This window comes from Hymenobacter lucidus (assembly GCF_020447265.1).
In the GTDB taxonomy this organism is placed as follows: Bacteria; Bacteroidota; Bacteroidia; order Cytophagales; family Hymenobacteraceae; genus Hymenobacter; species Hymenobacter lucidus.
The window spans coordinates 1,154,921-1,170,545 of the sequence record NZ_JAJADR010000001.1; the positions used below are offsets into that span (position 1 = coordinate 1,154,921).

15 protein-coding genes are annotated in these 15,625 nt (G+C 61.9%); 10 read left to right on the top strand and 5 right to left on the bottom strand.

Features of this window, described 5'->3' with window-relative positions; genetic code table 11:
- Positions 1-74: 74 nt before the first annotated feature.
- From LGH74_RS04930 to fbaA, 4 genes are all read right to left on the bottom strand, one after another.
- Positions 75-1,544, bottom strand: coding sequence for a carbohydrate-binding protein (locus tag LGH74_RS04930; RefSeq protein ID WP_226172839.1), 1,470 nt, complete (start codon positions 1,542-1,544; stop codon positions 75-77).
- Positions 1,545-2,044: 500 nt separating this feature from the next.
- Positions 2,045-2,521 carry a cupin domain-containing protein gene (locus tag LGH74_RS04935; RefSeq protein ID WP_226173750.1) on the bottom strand — a complete coding sequence of 159 codons (477 nt, stop codon included), beginning with the start codon at positions 2,519-2,521 and terminating at the stop codon, positions 2,045-2,047.
- A 166-nt stretch (positions 2,522-2,687) separates the two neighbouring features.
- Entirely contained in the window at positions 2,688-3,218 is a 531-nt protein-coding gene (locus tag LGH74_RS04940; protein WP_226172850.1) for a TetR/AcrR family transcriptional regulator, read from the bottom strand.
- Positions 3,219-3,505: 287 nt separating this feature from the next.
- On the bottom strand, positions 3,506-4,591 hold the full coding sequence (gene fbaA / locus LGH74_RS04945) for a class II fructose-bisphosphate aldolase (RefSeq protein WP_226172852.1): 1,086 nt from the start codon (positions 4,589-4,591) through the stop codon (positions 3,506-3,508).
- Between the two features lie 316 nt (positions 4,592-4,907).
- Here fbaA and LGH74_RS04950 point away from each other — a divergent pair, with 316 nt between their 5' ends.
- The 3 genes from LGH74_RS04950 to LGH74_RS04960 all read left to right on the top strand — a co-directional run bounded on the left by LGH74_RS04950 (position 4,908) and on the right by LGH74_RS04960 (position 7,372).
- A complete protein-coding gene (locus LGH74_RS04950; RefSeq protein WP_226172854.1) occupies positions 4,908-5,960 on the top strand; it encodes a LacI family DNA-binding transcriptional regulator in 1,053 nt (350 codons plus the stop codon).
- A gap of 83 nt (positions 5,961-6,043) precedes the next feature.
- Complete coding sequence (locus LGH74_RS04955; RefSeq protein ID WP_226172856.1) at positions 6,044-6,445, top strand: hypothetical protein; 402 nt, start codon at positions 6,044-6,046, stop codon at positions 6,443-6,445.
- 168 nt (positions 6,446-6,613) lie between these two features.
- Positions 6,614-7,372 carry a carboxypeptidase-like regulatory domain-containing protein gene (locus LGH74_RS04960; RefSeq protein ID WP_226172858.1) on the top strand — a complete coding sequence of 253 codons (759 nt, stop codon included), beginning with the start codon at positions 6,614-6,616 and terminating at the stop codon, positions 7,370-7,372.
- Positions 7,373-7,480: 108 nt separating this feature from the next.
- On the opposite strand, the gene LGH74_RS04965 is transcribed toward LGH74_RS04960, so the two are convergent.
- Positions 7,481-8,008: a hypothetical protein gene (locus LGH74_RS04965; RefSeq protein ID WP_226172869.1), complete on the bottom strand. Its 528-nt coding sequence runs from the start codon at positions 8,006-8,008 to the stop codon at positions 7,481-7,483.
- Positions 8,009-8,258: 250 nt separating this feature from the next.
- Between LGH74_RS04965 and LGH74_RS04970 the strand changes: the two genes are divergently transcribed.
- From LGH74_RS04970 to LGH74_RS05000, 7 genes are all read left to right on the top strand, one after another.
- On the top strand, positions 8,259-10,394 hold the full coding sequence (locus LGH74_RS04970; protein WP_226172871.1) for a TonB-dependent receptor plug domain-containing protein: 2,136 nt from the start codon (positions 8,259-8,261) through the stop codon (positions 10,392-10,394).
- A 47-nt stretch (positions 10,395-10,441) separates the two neighbouring features.
- The gene (locus tag LGH74_RS04975; protein ID WP_226172876.1) at positions 10,442-11,077 is read left to right on the top strand and encodes an HmuY family protein; all 636 of its coding nucleotides are present in this window, start codon (positions 10,442-10,444) and stop codon (positions 11,075-11,077) included.
- 96 nt (positions 11,078-11,173) lie between these two features.
- The gene (locus tag LGH74_RS04980) at positions 11,174-12,028 is read left to right on the top strand and encodes a heme/hemin ABC transporter substrate-binding protein (protein ID WP_226172878.1); all 855 of its coding nucleotides are present in this window, start codon (positions 11,174-11,176) and stop codon (positions 12,026-12,028) included.
- A gap of 79 nt (positions 12,029-12,107) precedes the next feature.
- On the top strand, positions 12,108-13,220 hold the full coding sequence (locus LGH74_RS04985; RefSeq protein WP_226172880.1) for a FecCD family ABC transporter permease: 1,113 nt from the start codon (positions 12,108-12,110) through the stop codon (positions 13,218-13,220).
- A 36-nt stretch (positions 13,221-13,256) separates the two neighbouring features.
- On the top strand, positions 13,257-13,655 hold the full coding sequence (locus LGH74_RS04990) for a VOC family protein (protein ID WP_226172893.1): 399 nt from the start codon (positions 13,257-13,259) through the stop codon (positions 13,653-13,655).
- A gap of 6 nt (positions 13,656-13,661) precedes the next feature.
- Positions 13,662-14,468, top strand: coding sequence for a heme ABC transporter ATP-binding protein (locus tag LGH74_RS04995; protein ID WP_226172896.1), 807 nt, complete (start codon positions 13,662-13,664; stop codon positions 14,466-14,468).
- A gap of 27 nt (positions 14,469-14,495) precedes the next feature.
- On the top strand, positions 14,496-15,539 hold the full coding sequence (locus tag LGH74_RS05000; protein WP_226172899.1) for a hemin-degrading factor: 1,044 nt from the start codon (positions 14,496-14,498) through the stop codon (positions 15,537-15,539).
- The last annotated feature ends 86 nt before the right edge of the window (positions 15,540-15,625 follow it).

The window sequence follows — 15,625 nt, forward strand, 5'->3', positions numbered from 1 at the left end:
GAACCCGGAAAATAAAGGGCGCGGAATAGAAGGCTGCCCCCAGGAGCAGCCTTCCAAGCGCAGATAGGCGAGGGTTATTTGCTGAAGCGGCGCGTCAGCTTCTGGTTGTCTTTCGTGACGATAACCAGCGTGTAGAGGCCATTTTTCAGGCCGGCCACGTCCAGGCGGCCGGTGCGGGTAGCGCCGCTGGCTACCACCTTGCCGCGCCCGTCCACAATCTGGTACTGGCTGCCGCTTAAATCCAGCGCCGACTGCACATTCAGCTGATTCGTGGCCGGGTTCGGGTACAGCTCGATTTCCGCAGCAGGAGCCGCCATAGCTGTTGAGGCCTCCGGAGCTGCCATTCGGGCACTACCGGCTTTGGTGATGCGAATCCAGTTGATATTCCAGCCGCCGGTCTGGGCAAAGACGCCGAAGTTGTAGGTGCCGGCATTCACGTTCACCGTTTTGGAAACGGTGGTCCAGTTCTGCCAGCCGGCGGTAGCCGGAATAGCCACGTTGCCGAGTTGAATAGAACCCGCATTCAGATCCGACGACAGCGTGCCGCCGCTGGGGCTGGCCACGCGGTACTCAATGGTGTAGGTGCCGCTGGTCGGGAAGTTGATGTTATTATAAGCCATCCAGTCGCCGGCATCAATGTAGCCCACGTTCTGGCCGCCGCCCGTATCGGTGGTGGTTTCGAGCTGCACTCCGTTCATCGAGCCATACGACTCGGCCTGAATAGTGACGGACGAAGTGGGTGGGGGCGTGCTGGTTTTCTGGTACACCCGCACGTAGTCCACGTACATCGTGGCGGGTAGCTTGCTTTCGTCCACGGTCTGGCCGGGCCAGTTGCCGGCCACTGCCAGGTTCAGGAGCAGGAAAAAGGGCCGGTGAAACTCCTCGGTCCCGCCCACGTTGTTCTGAATGCTCATCACGTGGTACTGCACCCCATCCAGATACCAGCGGATGGCACTGGCGTCCCACTCCACGGAGTAAATGTGGTAGTCGGCGGGCGTAGTGGTGGCGCTGCCGCCGTATTCGGCGTGGCCGTTGCTGTCCCAGTGGGGCGTGCCGTAAATCTTGTTTTCGGAGTTGATGTGCTCCATAATGTCGATTTCGCCGCAGGCCGGCCAGCTCACCTGGCTGATGTTGCCGCCCAGCATCCAGAAAGCCGGCCATAGGCCCTGGCCCAGCGGCAGCTTAATACGGGCCTCCATCTTGCCGTAGGTAAACTCCTTGATGCCCTTGGTAATCATGCGCGAGGAGGTGTAGGGCATGCCGCCCACGTTTTCCTTGCGGGCCGTAATCTGGAGGATGCCGTTGGCCACGGTGGCATTGGCGCGCTGGTAGTACTGCTTCTCGTTGTTGCCCCAGCCGCCGCCGCCGGTTTCAAATACCCAGTTCGAGCTGATGCCCGTGGTAAACTCGTCGGCCCAGACTTGCTGATAGGTTTGGGCTTTAACCGGAACGTGGCACAATGCCAGGAGGGCAGCGGCCCGCCACAGGGTGGTAAATACTTTTTTCATGATGTTGGTGGGGTTGGAAAAAAAAGGAGTGGACATGCCGGGCCGGGCCAGCAACATGCTGTGCCGATGAACCGGACGGGAAAGCAGAGTAAGAAAAAAAGCTAGGCGACGGCGCGAGCTGCTAAGAGAGCCGTGAAGATGAGCAACAGGTCGGTAGCAATAGGAGAGGTGTAGCCAAATATACCCCGCCGGGTGGCCTAAAAGCAAGCTGGAAACCAGCCGCTACGGCTTGCCAAGCAGGTACCCTCGCTGTATTTACACGCTTAGCACACACCTGGTAAACCGCGGTATGCGGTAAAATACGGCCGGCTGACTACTGCTTACGCACACATAGACACGGTTAAAAAACACGAAAAAAATATTCTGATATAACCTCTAGTATTGATATAATATCAATGGCGGTGTTATTATTTTGAAAATACGGCAATAAATCAGTCATCTTTGAGGCTTTCTTAATCACAACTGGTTAACCACCAAAACGCAAAAAGCCGGACGCAGCTACGTCCGGCTTTTTGCCCAAAAGGGAATTCTACTACTCAGCGCCCAAAGTCGTCCTGCACCCGCACAATGTCCTGCTCGTCGGAAGGCTGGCCGGCGTCGGTGTGCTGCCAGATTTCGGCTACCACGCCCCAGCCGTCGAGGCCAACCAGCCGGTGCCGCTCACCCTGCTGCAGCGTTACGGTGTCGCCTGGGGCATAGACTTCTACGGGTTCGAGGGCATCGGTGAGGCTGCGCACAATGCCCACTGGGCCCTGCACCACCCGCCAGATTTCGGCCCGGCGGTGGTGATATTGCCAGGATAGGCGCTGCTGGGGCGCTACCAGCAGCAGCTTTGGGCTCAGCCTGCCCGATATCCGCAGCTTGTCAATCGACAGGCCATCGAAGTAAAAGTCGGCAAACTGCTGGGCTTGGCTTTCGTCGATAACGAAAAACCCGCCCCATGGCCTCGAATGGTCTATTTGCTCAATCCGGAAGCCCTGCTGCTGCAATTGCGCGTGGGCTTCCAGAAACATCGTCTCTTTCTCGCTTTCCAAGGTTTCCAGTACTTCTTGCACGGTAGACTAATTTATAAGTGGATGAAAGAAAGTTCTAATATAACAAAACAAAGTATATCCGCTCTCCTTTCCCAAAAATTAGTTTTGCAGGTCACTCCTTACGCCGTCAGCTACTTATTATTACTTACTGCGCCTGGTATTTGGACTTGATGAAATCCAGCATTTCCTGAATCTGCTCATCGGTCTTCTGAGCCTGAATCTTCCAGAGCGCGTCAATCAGCAGTAGCAGCAGACTTACTTCCTTGTCTGGCTCATCGTAGCTGAGCTTCTCGAAGGCCCGGTGCAGCAGGGCCGGCACGGGCTGCAAAAACCGCTCGTGCTGCTTCTGGGCCACGTCGCTGTTGGTCAGCCGCGACTGGAGCTTCCAGAAGTACGGTTCTTCCTTCACCAGTTTGTAGGGCAGCTCAATTACGCTGTGAATCAGGCCCAACGGGTCGCGCTCTTCCAGCCAGCCGCGGTTGTGCTCGATAATGCGCTTGTAGCCGTTCTTGATGATAAACTCCAGGAGCTGTTCTTTGGAGCCGAAGTATTTGAAAATCAAGGCTTCCGATACACCCGCCTCCTTGGCAATAAGCTGGGTAGGCGTGTGTTCGAAGCCCTTGTCGCCGAATAGCTGCAATGCTACCTGGGCAATATGCTGCTTACGGTTCGTCATGGGCGCGTGTGGTTTCGTCGGGGTTTCCCGGCTATGCTGCTGACCAGCAAAAATGCTAAAAGTGCTGCTTAAGATAACTGAGCTGTGGCTTATACAGCGCACTACAGCGTTGGGCAACCTTGCAAATCTATTAATCTGCGGCTAGCTAACCTCAACTGCGGGCTACAAAAGGCAAGAGTTTTGCCAGTTTTGTCAAGCGGGGCGGCCGGCTATACTACAAAAAAAGCCCCCGCATAGTTTTGCAGGGGCTTCTTGGTAAGCAGTTTAGCCACTAAGGCCGCCGCGGGTTAGGGGCGGCGGTTGATGGCGTTCAGGTCTTCGAAAGCCTGCTTGAGACGCGCCACGAAGGTTTCTTCGCCCTTGCGCAGCCATACGCGCGGGTCGTAGTACTTCTTGTTGGGCGAGTCGGCGCCAGTGGGGTTGCCGATCTGGCCCTGCAGGAAGCCTTCGTTTTTCACGTAGTTGTCCTTGATGCCCTGCCATAATGCCCACTGCAGGTCGGTGTCGAGGTTCATCTTGATGGCACCGTAACTGATGGCTTCGCGGATTTCCTCCTGCGACGAGCCCGAGCCGCCGTGGAATACGAAGTCGATGGGCAAGGCCTCTTCGATGTTGTGCTTCTGGCGCAGAAACTCCTGGGAGTTGTGCAGAATCTTAGGCTGCAGCTTCACGTTGCCGGGCTTGTATACGCCGTGCACGTTGCCGAAAGCGGCGGCAATGGTGAAGCGGTTGCTTACCTCGCTCAGCTGCTCGTAGGCGTAGGCCACTTCCTCGGGCTGGGTGTAAAGCTTCGAGGAATCCACATCGGAATTATCTACGCCGTCTTCCTCGCCGCCGGTTACGCCCAGCTCGATTTCCAGCGTCATCCCGATTTTGCTCATGCGCTCCAGGTAGCGCTTGCAGATTTCGATGTTTTCCTCAATCGGCTCTTCCGACAGGTCGAGCATATGGGAGCTGTAAAGTGGCTGGCCGTACTGGGCGTAGTGCTTTTCGCCGGCTTCGAGCAGACCGTCAATCCAGGGCAGGAGCTTCTTGGCGGCGTGGTCGGTGTGCAGAATCACGGGCACGTCGTAGAGCTCGGCCATCAGGTGCACGTGGTGGGCGCCCGAAATAGCGCCGGCAATGCTGGCCTGCTGCTTGTCATTCGGTACCGACTTGCCGGCAAAGAACTGGGCGCCGCCGTTCGAAAACTGGATAATAACCGGCGAGTTAACGGCCTTAGCCGTTTCGAGCACGGCATTCACCGTGTTGCTGCCCGTCACGTTGACGGCCGGCAGGGCGAAGGCCTGGGCCTTGGCTACCTTGAACAGGGATTGAACTTCGTCGCCGTGGAGCACGCCGGCGCGCAGACCGGTAAGCGTTGATTCTGCCATTGAGGGAGAGAAAATAAGGGTGCGAAACGAGAATGGGAGGAAGGAAAGCAGAAATAAAAAGCTGCTGCCCCGGCGTGGATATCCTGGCAAGAAAAACTCGTTCCGGCCGGATTTTCAACTGCGAAGGGCGGCACTTTCAGTAAGTCGGACTGAGGCAGAATTCAGCGCGGTGCGCCAAAAAACCGTCCTCAGATTCCGAAGCTGGTAGGCTCCGGAATTGGGCTAAAGATAAGGCAGATTTCAAACAAGCATAAGCACGACGATGAAATAGGCTCTATCTTGAGCCCCGGCATCTGCCCAATCAACTTTTACGCGCATGGCAAACCGTCGGGCCTCCATTACCGATTTAGCAAAAACACTCGGCCTTTCCGCCTCCACCGTATCCCGCGCCCTAGCCGACCACAACGACGTGAGCGAGGCCACCAAAGAACGGGTGCGGGCCCTGGCCAAAGAGCTGAATTACCAACCCAACCAGCTGGCTGCCGCCCTGCGCCGGGGCCGCAGCAAAACCCTGGGCGTGCTCGTGCCCCATATCACCGGCAACTTCTTCCCGCACGTGGTGCACGGCATTGCTACCGAGGCCAGCAAATCGGGCTACAACGTGCTCATCTGCCAGTCGGATGAGGACGTGCGGCAGGAAAAGAAGAACATCGACCTGTTTATGAACGCGCAGGTGGAGGGCATTCTCGTGTCGTTGGCCAACACCACCCAGGATTTTGCCCACTTCGACGCCGTGCAGCACCAGCAGTTGCCGCTCGTGTTTTTCGACCGGATTATCGAAGGTTTCCAGGGGGCCAACGTGAGTGCCGTGGTGCTCAACGACTACCTGGGTGCCTACCAAGCCGTGTCGCACCTCATTGAGCAGGGCTGCTCCCGCATCGGCTTTTTTAGTGGCCCACTGCACGTCAACATCAACAAGAACCGCTACCAGGGCTACGTCGATGCTCTCACCGCCCACGGCCTGCCGCTGCGCCCCGAGTACATTTCCCACCACGCCGATATCAACCTGAAAAGTGGCAGCCAGGCTATGCGCAAGCTCCTGAAGCTTCCCCAGCGCCCCGACGCGGTGTTTGCCTCCAACGACTTGGCCATTGTGGGCGCCATGCAGGTAGCCAAGGAACACAAGCTACGCGTGCCCCAGGATATGGCCTTGGTGGGCTTCAGCAACGAGGCCTTTACCGAGCTGACCGAGCCCACGTTAACGTCCGTTGACCAGCGCAGTGAGCAGATGGGCCGCACCGCCGTGCGCCTCCTGCTGAAGCTCCTGAACCGCGCCGCCACTGCCCCGCCGCTCAAGCCCGTGGTACTGGAGCCCAAGCTCATTGTGCGGGATTCGTCGGTGCGGCTGGCCGGCAAAGCCAAGGCATGAGCACGCGGCTGGCCCGGTGGCGCCGCCGGTTGCGGCCGGCCTTGTGGCCCTTCAGCCGCCTGCGGACTATTTTGAGGAATGGTATGAAAAGCAGCAAGCACCCTAACCACGACCCCACGCCAGGCAGCTCCCGCCGGCGCGACAAGCTGAATGGCACGCTCGTGTCGACGGCGGCCCGGCTGCTGCCGCTGCTGGAGCTGGTGGAGCGCATCCGGCCGCATATGGACAATGATTCGGTGTTTACATCGCGCCGGGAGAAGATGAACGCGCAGTTGGCCATTATTCAGGAGCAGCTGAAATCGGACCGGCCCCGGCGCGAAACGTTGGTGCAGGCCTTCAAAACCCTGAGTGAGTTTGTGCGCGAAGAATCCCACGAGGTTAGCAAGGATGAAGTGAAGGAGTCGGCCAAGCGCTTCGTGCTGGTGGCCCTCAAAACGGCCCCCGACCTGATTCGGGCGGCGCACACGGCCGGGCTGTTTTCGTAGCTCAGCGGGAGAAGTAACCGCGGCATTGGTCGAGAAGGAGTAGGCGTTTGGTCGATTGGCCTTGGCCACGGCCGGCCGGCGCCCCAACTTGCTCTGACTGGCGGAACTTGGGGCGGTATCAAGCCTCAGTTTGGCCTCTGCTGCCTCGTCTACATCCTCCCTGCCACTTTGCGTACTGCGTTTCGCCCCATTTTGCTGCTGCTAATCTTGCTACTGGCCCTGTCGGCCGGGGCGCAGCAGGCACCGGTGCGCGTGAGTGGCTCGGTGAGCGACCAAGCCACGCGCCAAAGCATTCCGGGCGCTACGGTCTGGAACGTGAGCCAGCGGCGCGGCGCGGTAGCCAATGCCGAGGGCGAGTTTAACGTGAGCGTAGGGGCTTCCGATACGCTCGAATTCCGCACCGTGGGCTATGAAACGCAGCGCCTGACGGTGGGTAGCCCCGGCCTGGCCCAGCTGGTAGTGCAGATTCGGCTACGGCGGGCCACAATTCTGCTTACTGGCGTAACCGTGCGCGAAGCCGGCCGACCCACTGATGCCGTCATCAGCCGGGCCCTGCGTAATATGAAACGTCCGGTGCCGCCCGTCGTAAGCCAGGTAAAGCGCCCTGCCCTGCCCCAGCCCCTGTTTGCCGTCGACTCACTGGCGCCCCGAATGCCGGTGGCCACGCTGCAGAATCCGGTCAGCTTCCTTTATGACCAATTCTCACGGGCCGGCATGCAGCGGCGCAAGATGGCAGAAATACTGGTTCAGAAGCAACGGGAGGCCGCGCAACAGCAGCAGCGCAGCTACAATAAATATTTCATCGACAACCGCGGCTACGAGGTGGAAACTGACGTGCCAGCGTTGCCGGTAAAAGCCACCTACAAGCCCTTGGCTCCGGCCCATCCGGTGCAGCCGCCGGCTGGTAGCCTGTTGCCCAGCACGTAGTAGCTGCTAAAAATTAGCATAGCGGCGGCCGGGTGAAAACGTAGAAAGCGTCAACCGGCGCTTGAAGTGTACTGCGTAAGCCGCGGCCGGGTGCGTCCTGGCCGCGGCTTACGCTTTTGCCAGCAGCTTGCGGTGCAGTAGATCCTGCACGGCTTTGCGCTGCGGCCCGGTGCCCAGGCGCAGGATATCCACCAGGGCCAGCAGCTCGTGCCACTCAGTATCGAGGCGGGCGGCGGCGGGCGTAGTGGGGTAGAGCGGGCTGATGGCTAAGCCCCAGGCGGTGCCCTGGTCGTCGGCCCACACGTAGGCCGGCTCGGCCGGCCCACGCGCGGCGGCCAGCTCGGGCACGGCGCTCCAGGCCGTGGGCATGCCCAGCACGAAATCAGTGGGGTGGGCCGGAAACACGTAGGGCAGCCCGTGCTCCAGAAACCACAGCAAGGCCTGCCCGTGCACGGTGCGGCCATCGGGCCGGAGCAGGCGCGCATACTGGCACCGGCGCAGCGCGTCCGAAATTTCAGCAGGACTGATGAGTAGGGCAGCCGCAAGGTCTTTGCCTTGCCAGGCGGTAGTTGGGAAAGTCAGAATTCTGAGGAGCACTACCACATCCTGGGGCCGCATACCGTTGTGCTTACGCATCTAAAAACGGGGCTAGGAAGTCGGAATTCGCGATTCGCAAACTGCGAACCGGCTGTGGTGGGAAGGAAGTGAGGCGAAGGTAGGGGAGACAATCCAGCAAAAGCAACTTTATTTAAAATTATTCTAAATAAGCCTTGCGGCGTATCTAGCACCTACTACATTTGAGCATTGTTTAGAATATGTCTAAACAAAAATTGCATTCGGTCTTTCAGCTGCCGCCCACTCCGGGCCTGTTGTGCTCCCTTGTTTTATGCGCTCCACCGCTACTTTCTGTTTCCTGCTCATCGGCCCGCTGCCGGTCCTGGCCCAGCTACCCGCGGCCAGCGCCCCCGACAGCGCCACCCGGCACCTGACCCTGCGCGAAGTGGTGGTGACGGCTACGCGCACGGAACGAAACGCGGCCGAAGTGCCTATTCCGGTAACGGTTATCGGCCAGGCGCAGATCCGGGCAATGGGCGCGCTGCGGCTGGGTGACGTGCTGGGCGAGCAAACCGGCCTGACGACCGTAAATGACCACGGTCAGGGCATTCAGCTCCAAGGTCTCAACCCCGAATACACCCTGATTCTGGTGGATGGCGAGCCGCTGATTGGGCGCACGGCCGGCACGCTGGAACTCTCGCGGGTGGCCGTGGGCAATATCGAGCGGGTGGAAGTGGTGAAAGGCCCGGCCTCGGCGCTGTGGGGCTCGGAGGCGCTGGCCGGCGTGGTCAACATCATTACGGAAAAGCCCCAGCCCGGCACCCGCGGCAACGTGCGCCTGCGTTACGGCGCCAACCGCACCCTAGATGTGGGCGGCAGCTTCAATACCAAAGGCGAGCGGGTGGGCCTCACGGTATTCGTGAACCGCTACAGCTCCCAGGGCTACACGCTGACCGAAAACAGCACCGGCCCGACCCAGCCGCCCTTCAGCAGCTATACGGCCCAGAGCCGCTTTACTTACCAGCTCAGCGAGAAAACCAGCCTGAGCCTGGCCGGGCGCTACTTCACCGAAGGTCAGCAGAGCGACCAGACCGTGACGGGGGAAACCGGCGCGGCGGCGCGGGTGCGGGCCGAGTCGCGGCAGCACGACTACAACCTTAGCCCGGTGCTCACCCACCGCTTCTCCGACCAACTGCTGGCCACGGCCCGCCTGTACCACAGCGGCTACCGCACCCGGGAGGACTATACCTACCACGCCGACGGCAGCCTGTACGACGCCGCGTATTTCCACCAGACTTTTACCCGGCCCGAGTTGCAGGCCGACTGGCAGCTGAAACCCGGCCAGACGCTAACCGGCGGCGCGGGCTACCTGCGCGAAACGGTGGAAGCCACGCGCTACGAGCAGCGCCAGTTGCTGCGGGCCTACTACGCCTTCGGGCAGTACGACTGGCTGCTCACGCCGCGCCTGAACCTGGTGCTGGGGGCCCGCTACGATGGGCACAGCCAGTACAGCGGGCAGTTTAGCCCCAAGGTGTCGGGGCGCTACCAGGTGCGGCCCTGGCTGGCGGTGCGGGCCTCAGCGGGCCGGGGCTACCGCGCCCCCGACTTCCGGCAACTCTACCTGAACTTCTCCAACCCGGTAGTGGGCTACAGCGTGTTTGGCACCCACCAGGTGCAGGCCAAAGTAGCCCAGCTGGCCGCCCAGGGCCAATTGGCCGTGGATGCCGAAACCGGGCAGCCGGTGATTTACCAGGCCGTGCTGACCCAGGCCGGCAGCCTCACCGCCGAAAGCTCCTGGGCTTACAACGTGGGTTTGCAAATCGACCCGCACGCCAAAACGAGCATCACCGTCAATGCCTTTCGCAACGACCTGCGCAACCTGATTGAAACCGCCACGGTGGCGCTGAAAGCCAACGGGCAGGCCGTGTATTCTTACCGCAACGTGACGCAGGCCTACACCCAGGGCCTGGAAGCCGAGGCCCGCTACCGGCCTGTGCCCGGCCTGACGCTGAGCGGGGGCTACCAGCTGCTAGTAGCCAAAGCCAAAGCCGTGGAGGACAAGCTGGCGGCCGGGGAGATTTTCCGCAAAGACCCCCAAACCCAGCAGACGGAGCGGGTAAGCCCCGCCGACTACGGCGGCCTCTACAACCGCTCCCGCCACTCTTTCAACCTGAAGGCCTTCTACGAAAACGACAAGGCGGGCTGGTCGGCCAGTGCGCGGGGCCTCTACCGGGGCCGCTACGGCTTCGGCGACCTGAACGGCAATACCATTCTGGACGCGGCCGGTGAGTACGTGCCCGGCTACTGGCTGCTGAACGTGGCGGCGGCCAAAACTCTGGGCCCGCGCCTGAACCTGCAGGCCGGCCTCGACAACGCGCTGGGCTACACCAACCCCACTTACATCAGCACCCTGCCCGGACGGCTCTACTACGCCAGCCTCACGCTGGAGCTGGGCAAGCGCCCCTAGGGCATCCAACGGCTTTTCTCTGCTTCAATCCAACTTTTTTACTGCTTATGAACCACCTGTTTCTCCGCACCGCTCTGGCCGCTCTGGCCGTTTCGTCGCTCAGCCTCACTTCCTGCGACAAAGATGACGACACTACGCCGGGCGTAACGCCCACGCTGGAAGCTAAAACGGTCAGCAACCTGGCCCCACAGCCGGCACCTACCAGCGGCAGTGGGCAGCCTGGTACCCCGCGGCACTACACCTTCTTCAGCCTGGCCGAGGGCAAGGAAGTGCCCTACACCGACTCGGCCAGCACCAAGTGGGACCTAGCTTTCCGGGGCACTACCATCCTGACCAACGGCGGCACCAGCGGCCCCGGCCAGGGCGGCGCGCAGGTCAAAACCGGCCTGTTTGCCGAGCTGACCACCGCCCCTGATGCCGGCTACGCCCAGGACGCCGCTACGGGCAAGGCCATTCCGACGGGCTCGGGCAACGGCTGGTACAGCTATAACGCCACCACCCACATTATTTCCCCCATTGCCGGCCGCGTGGTGGTGGTCCGGACGGCTACCGGCAAGTATGCCAAGCTGGAAGTAACCAACTACTACAAAGATGCCCCGGCCACGCCCACCGAAACCACGCCGAGCGGCTACTACACCTTCCGCTACGTGTACCAGCCCGACGGCAGCAAAAACCTGAAATAACCCCTCATTAAGTCCGGCACGGGTAGCCTGGCCCTCCTGTGGTGGGTAGGTAATTACCAGGCCGCCCGTCGCCGGCACTACTTTTTACTACCGCGTATGCTTCCTTCCCTTCGTTTTCTGCGGAAAGCCAGTCTGCTGTTTGGCCTGTTGCTGCTGAGTATAGCCAGCCAGGCCGCCGCGCCGCCGCGCATTGTGTCGCTGAGCGGCACCGTGAGTGAAATTATCTGCGCCCTGGGTTTGCAAAGCCAGCTGGTGGGCGTGGACGTGACTAGCACCTTCCCGACGGCGCTGGCCAAGCTGCCCAAAGTGGGTCACAACCGCAACATCTCGGCCGAAGGCGTGCTGGCTTTGAGCCCGACCATCGTGGTGGGCACCACCGAGTCGCTGAAGCCGGAAGTGGCTAGCCAGCTCAAGTCGGCGGGCGTTACGGTGCAGCTGTTTGCGCAGGAATATTCGGTGGCCGGCACCAAGAAGCTGATTCAGCAGGTGGCTGCCGCCTTCAATGCCTCGGCCAAAGTGCCGGTGCTGCTGCAAAAGCTCGACGCGGACCTGGCCAAAGCCAAAAAGCCGGCTAAAGCGCCCAAGGTGCTGTTTGTGTACGCCCGCGGCACCGGTACTATGATGGTAGCCGGCACTGGCACGCCCCTGGAAAAGGTAATCGGCCTAGCCGGCGGGCAAAACGCCGCTACCGGCTTCACCGACTTCAAGCCCCTGACGGCCGAAGCCCTAGTAGCCGCCAACCCCGACGTGCTGCTGCTCTTCGACAGCGGCCTGCAAAGCCTGGGTGGCAAAGCCGGCCTGCTGAAAGTGCCCGGCGTGGCCCAAACCAACGCCGGCCGCACCGGCCGCGTGGTGGAAATGGATGGGCAGCTGCTCTCCGGCTTTGGTCCGCGCCTGGGCCAGGCTACCACCGAGCTGGCCCGGCATTTTAGTGGGTTAGTGAATCAGTGATTTAGTGAATTACGTCTGTCAGCTGCCATTTGCCCTATCCCAATACTTCACTCATTTGCTAAGTCACTAACTCACCGATATGCCCGCCCTTGCCCAACGCCCCGCTGCTTCACCGGCCACTGCCAGCCCGCCGCCTACTACCGCGGCCGACCTGCGGCAGCGGCTGTTGCTGCCCGTGCTGGCGCTGCTGCTGGTAGGGGCGGTGCTGCTTAGTGCCGGAGCCGGGGCCATGCCCATTCCGGTGGGAGGCGTGCTGGGGATTCTGCTTCACAAGCTGGACCTCACTACCGCCCTGGCTTTCGAGCCGCAGCAGGAAGCCGTGCTCTGGGCCATCCGGCTGCCGCGGGTGTGTCTGGGCGTGCTCATTGGGGCGGCGCTGGGGGTGGCGGGAGCGGCTATGCAGGGCCTGTTTCGCAACCCGCTGGCCGACCCAGGTCTGATTGGCGTGTCGGCCGGGGCGTCCCTGGCGGCCGTAACCACCATCGTGCTGGAAGCCACGCTGCTGGGCGTGGTGCGGGAGTGGCTGGGCTTTTACGCGCTGGCCGTGGCCGCCTTTCTGGGGGCCTGCGGCACTACAATGCTGGTGTATCAGCTGTCGAAGGAAAATGGGCGGTCGGTGGTGGGCACTATGCTGCTGGCCGGCATTGCCATCAACTCCCTGGCCGGCGCCCTCACCGGCCTGCTCACCTACACCGCCACCGACGAGCAGCTGCGCAGCATCACCTTCTGGGGGCTGGGTAGCCTGGGCGGGGCCTCCTGGCCCACGGTGCTGAGCGTACTGCCGCTGTTGGCCGTGCCCATCGTGCTGCTGCCCCGCCTGGGCAAGTCGTTGAACCTGCTAGCGCTGGGCGAAGAGCAGGCCTCCCACCTCGGGCTGCCCGTTACGCACCTCAAGCGCCAGCTCATCGGGCTGGCCACGCTGGCCGTGGGTACGTCGGTGGCCGTGGCGGGCACCATCGGGTTTCTGGGGCTGGTAGTGCCCCACCTGGTGCGCTTGGTGGCCGGGCCCGACCACCGCACGGTGCTGCCGGGTGCGGCCTTGGGTGGCGCGCTGGTCCTCACCCTGGCCGATATGCTGGCCCGCACGGTGGTGGCCCCGGCCGAGCTGCCCATCGGCATCCTGACGGCCCTACTCGGTACCCCCGTATTTCTCTGGATTCTGCTGCGCGAAAAGCGGCAACGCGGAGTATAAGTATTAGAGCCTGCTCATCTGCTTTCTACCTTCGCCATGCCCCAACCATCTTTCTCCTTGCAAGCCATTGTGGCGCAGCTACCCAGCACCAATCTGGAGCGCACCAGCCGCTACTACCAGCAGCTGGGCTTCTGGGAAACCGGCCGCCACCCCACATTTCTGCTGCTGAGCCTGGGCGGCCACGAGCTGCATTTCTGGCTGACCGACGATGTATACCTGTGCCAGAACAGCTCCTGCTACCTGCGCATCGAGGGCATCCAAAGCTTCTACCGGCAGTTGCCGCCGGCCGTGCTGCACCCCAACGGGGAGCTGCGGGAGTGCAGCTGGGGCATGACGGAATGCTACCTGCTCGACCCCGACGGTAACCTGCTCAAGTGCGGGGAGCCTACCGCCGCGGCCGGCCCCATCACCGATTCAGTTATTTCAACTCCCTAAAGAGTCATGTTCGACCTTCACCAAGTAAGCTACCAGGTCGGCCGCAAGCCGCTGCTGCACGAAGTGTCGTTGCAGGCACAGTGCGGCCGGCTGCTGGCCCTCATCGGGCCCAACGGGGCAGGCAAGTCTACGCTGCTGCGCGTACTCAGCGGCGACCTGACGCCCGGCTCCGGCACCGTGCAGTTTGAGGGCCGGCCGCTGGCCGATATTCCGGCCGCCACGCTGGCCCGCCGCCGGGCCGTACTTACCCAGCAGCACTCGTTGTCGTTGGCGTTTCGGGTGCAGGAGCTGGTGCTGATGGGGCGCTACCCCTACTTCCAGGGCCAGCCTACGGCCCACGACCAGGCCGTGGTGCGGCAGGCCCTGGCCGCCGTGGGGCTCAGCCACCTAGCCCAGCGCAGCTACCCTACCTTGTCGGGTGGGGAGCAGCAGCGGGCCCAGCTGGCGCGGGTGCTGGCCCAGGTGTGGGAAGCCGAAGCGGGCTTTCTGCTGCTCGATGAGCCCCTCACCGGCCTCGACCTCAACCACCAGCACCATACCCTCGACATTGCCCGCGCCCTCACCCGGCGCGGCTTCGGGGTAGTGGCCGTGCTCCACGACCTGAACCTGGCGGCGCAGTATGCCGATGAGCTGCTGCTGCTGCACCAGGGCCGGGCCGTAGCCAGCGGCACCCCGGCTGAGGTGCTTACCCCGGCCCACATTCAGCAGGCTTTCGGGATTGAGGTGGAGCTACTGGCTCATCCCCGGCTGGACACGCCGCTGCTGGTGCCTTTGCCGCGCCCGGCGGCCCCGGTCGAGTATTTTTCGTTGTAACCTACACCCCGTTTTTCCCTTTTGAATATGTCGCTAACTGATCTGCACCCCGCCCTGACTCTGGCCGAGCGGTGGGCCCAATTCAAGCTCGATAACCCCAAAACCCGCATCCGCGACGCGGCCCGCCTGCTGGGCAGCAGCGAAGCCGAGCTATTGGCTACTGCCTGCACTGGTCAGTCCGACGCGCCCGTGGTGCGCCTCACCGCCGACTTTGCCGCCCTGCTCAAAGACGTGCCCACGCTGGGCCCCGTCATGGCCCTCACCCGCAACGACAGCGTAGTACACGAGCGGAAAGGAGAGTACCAGAAGGTGTCGGTGAAGGGGCCCATGGGCCTCGTGCTGGGGGAGGACATCGACCTGCGCCTGTTCATGAGCCACTGGCACCTGGGCTTTGCCGTAAACGAAAACGGCCGCCGCAGCCTGCAGTTCTTTGCCCAGGATGGCGAGGCCGTGCACAAGATTTACCTGACCGAGAATAGCAACGATGCCGCTTACGACGCGCTGGTAAGCCGCTTCCGGGCCCCGGAGCAAAATCCCGCCGTGGCCACCCAGCCGCTGCCCGCAGCCGCCCCCGAAACGCCCAATGCCGACATCGACGTGGCCGGCTTCCAGCAGGCTTGGCGCGCCCTCACCGATACCCACGACTTCTTCGGCCTGCTGCGCGAGTTTGGCGTGAGCCGCACCCAGGCCCTGCGCCTGGGCCCACCCGAGCTGGTGCAGCGCTTGGGTAACGACGCCATCGTGCGAGGCCTCGAAGCTGCCGCCGCCGCCGAGCTGAGCATTATGCTCTTCGTGGCCAGCCGGGGCTGCATCCAGATTCATACCGGCCCGGTGCAGCGCCTGGTAGCTACCGGCCCCTGGTTCAACGTGCTCGACCCTGATTTCAACCTGCACCTCAAGCTGGAAGACGTGGCCGAATCCTGGCTCGTGAAAAAGCCCACTACCGAGGGCCTAGTACACTCTATTGAGCTCTACGACGCGCAGGGCCGCAACCTGCTGCTGTTTTTCGGCAAGCGCAAGCCCGGTATTCCCGAGCAGGAAGCCTGGCGCGAGCTGGCTACCAAGCTCTAGTCAAAGTCAGGTTTTCATCCCAACCAAACAGGCCTTCTCCCGCACTTACCATCCGCTTTGCTGGCGAGTGGTATGCGGGAGAAGGC

Excerpts from the sequence above, each read along its gene's own strand:
- LGH74_RS04975 (WP_226172876.1), top strand. The coding sequence starts at position 10,442 with ATGAACCACCTGTTTCTCCGCACCGCTCTGGCCGCTCTGGCCGTTTCG.
- LGH74_RS04990 (WP_226172893.1), top strand. The coding sequence starts at position 13,257 with ATGCCCCAACCATCTTTCTCCTTGCAAGCCATTGTGGCGCAGCTACCC.
- LGH74_RS04985 (WP_226172880.1), top strand. The coding sequence starts at position 12,108 with ATGCCCGCCCTTGCCCAACGCCCCGCTGCTTCACCGGCCACTGCCAGC.
- LGH74_RS04980 (WP_226172878.1), top strand. The coding sequence starts at position 11,174 with ATGCTTCCTTCCCTTCGTTTTCTGCGGAAAGCCAGTCTGCTGTTTGGC.
- LGH74_RS04955 (WP_226172856.1), top strand. The coding sequence starts at position 6,044 with ATGAAAAGCAGCAAGCACCCTAACCACGACCCCACGCCAGGCAGCTCC.
- LGH74_RS04965 (WP_226172869.1), bottom strand. The coding sequence starts at position 8,008 with ATGCGTAAGCACAACGGTATGCGGCCCCAGGATGTGGTAGTGCTCCTC.
- LGH74_RS04930 (WP_226172839.1), bottom strand. The coding sequence starts at position 1,544 with ATGTCCACTCCTTTTTTTTCCAACCCCACCAACATCATGAAAAAAGTA.
- LGH74_RS04935 (WP_226173750.1), bottom strand. The coding sequence starts at position 2,521 with ATGTTTCTGGAAGCCCACGCGCAATTGCAGCAGCAGGGCTTCCGGATT.
- fbaA (WP_226172852.1), bottom strand. The coding sequence starts at position 4,591 with ATGGCAGAATCAACGCTTACCGGTCTGCGCGCCGGCGTGCTCCACGGC.
- LGH74_RS04995 (WP_226172896.1), top strand. The coding sequence starts at position 13,662 with ATGTTCGACCTTCACCAAGTAAGCTACCAGGTCGGCCGCAAGCCGCTG.
- LGH74_RS05000 (WP_226172899.1), top strand. The coding sequence starts at position 14,496 with ATGTCGCTAACTGATCTGCACCCCGCCCTGACTCTGGCCGAGCGGTGG.
- LGH74_RS04950 (WP_226172854.1), top strand. The coding sequence starts at position 4,908 with ATGGCAAACCGTCGGGCCTCCATTACCGATTTAGCAAAAACACTCGGC.
- LGH74_RS04970 (WP_226172871.1), top strand. The coding sequence starts at position 8,259 with ATGCGCTCCACCGCTACTTTCTGTTTCCTGCTCATCGGCCCGCTGCCG.
- LGH74_RS04940 (WP_226172850.1), bottom strand. The coding sequence starts at position 3,218 with ATGACGAACCGTAAGCAGCATATTGCCCAGGTAGCATTGCAGCTATTC.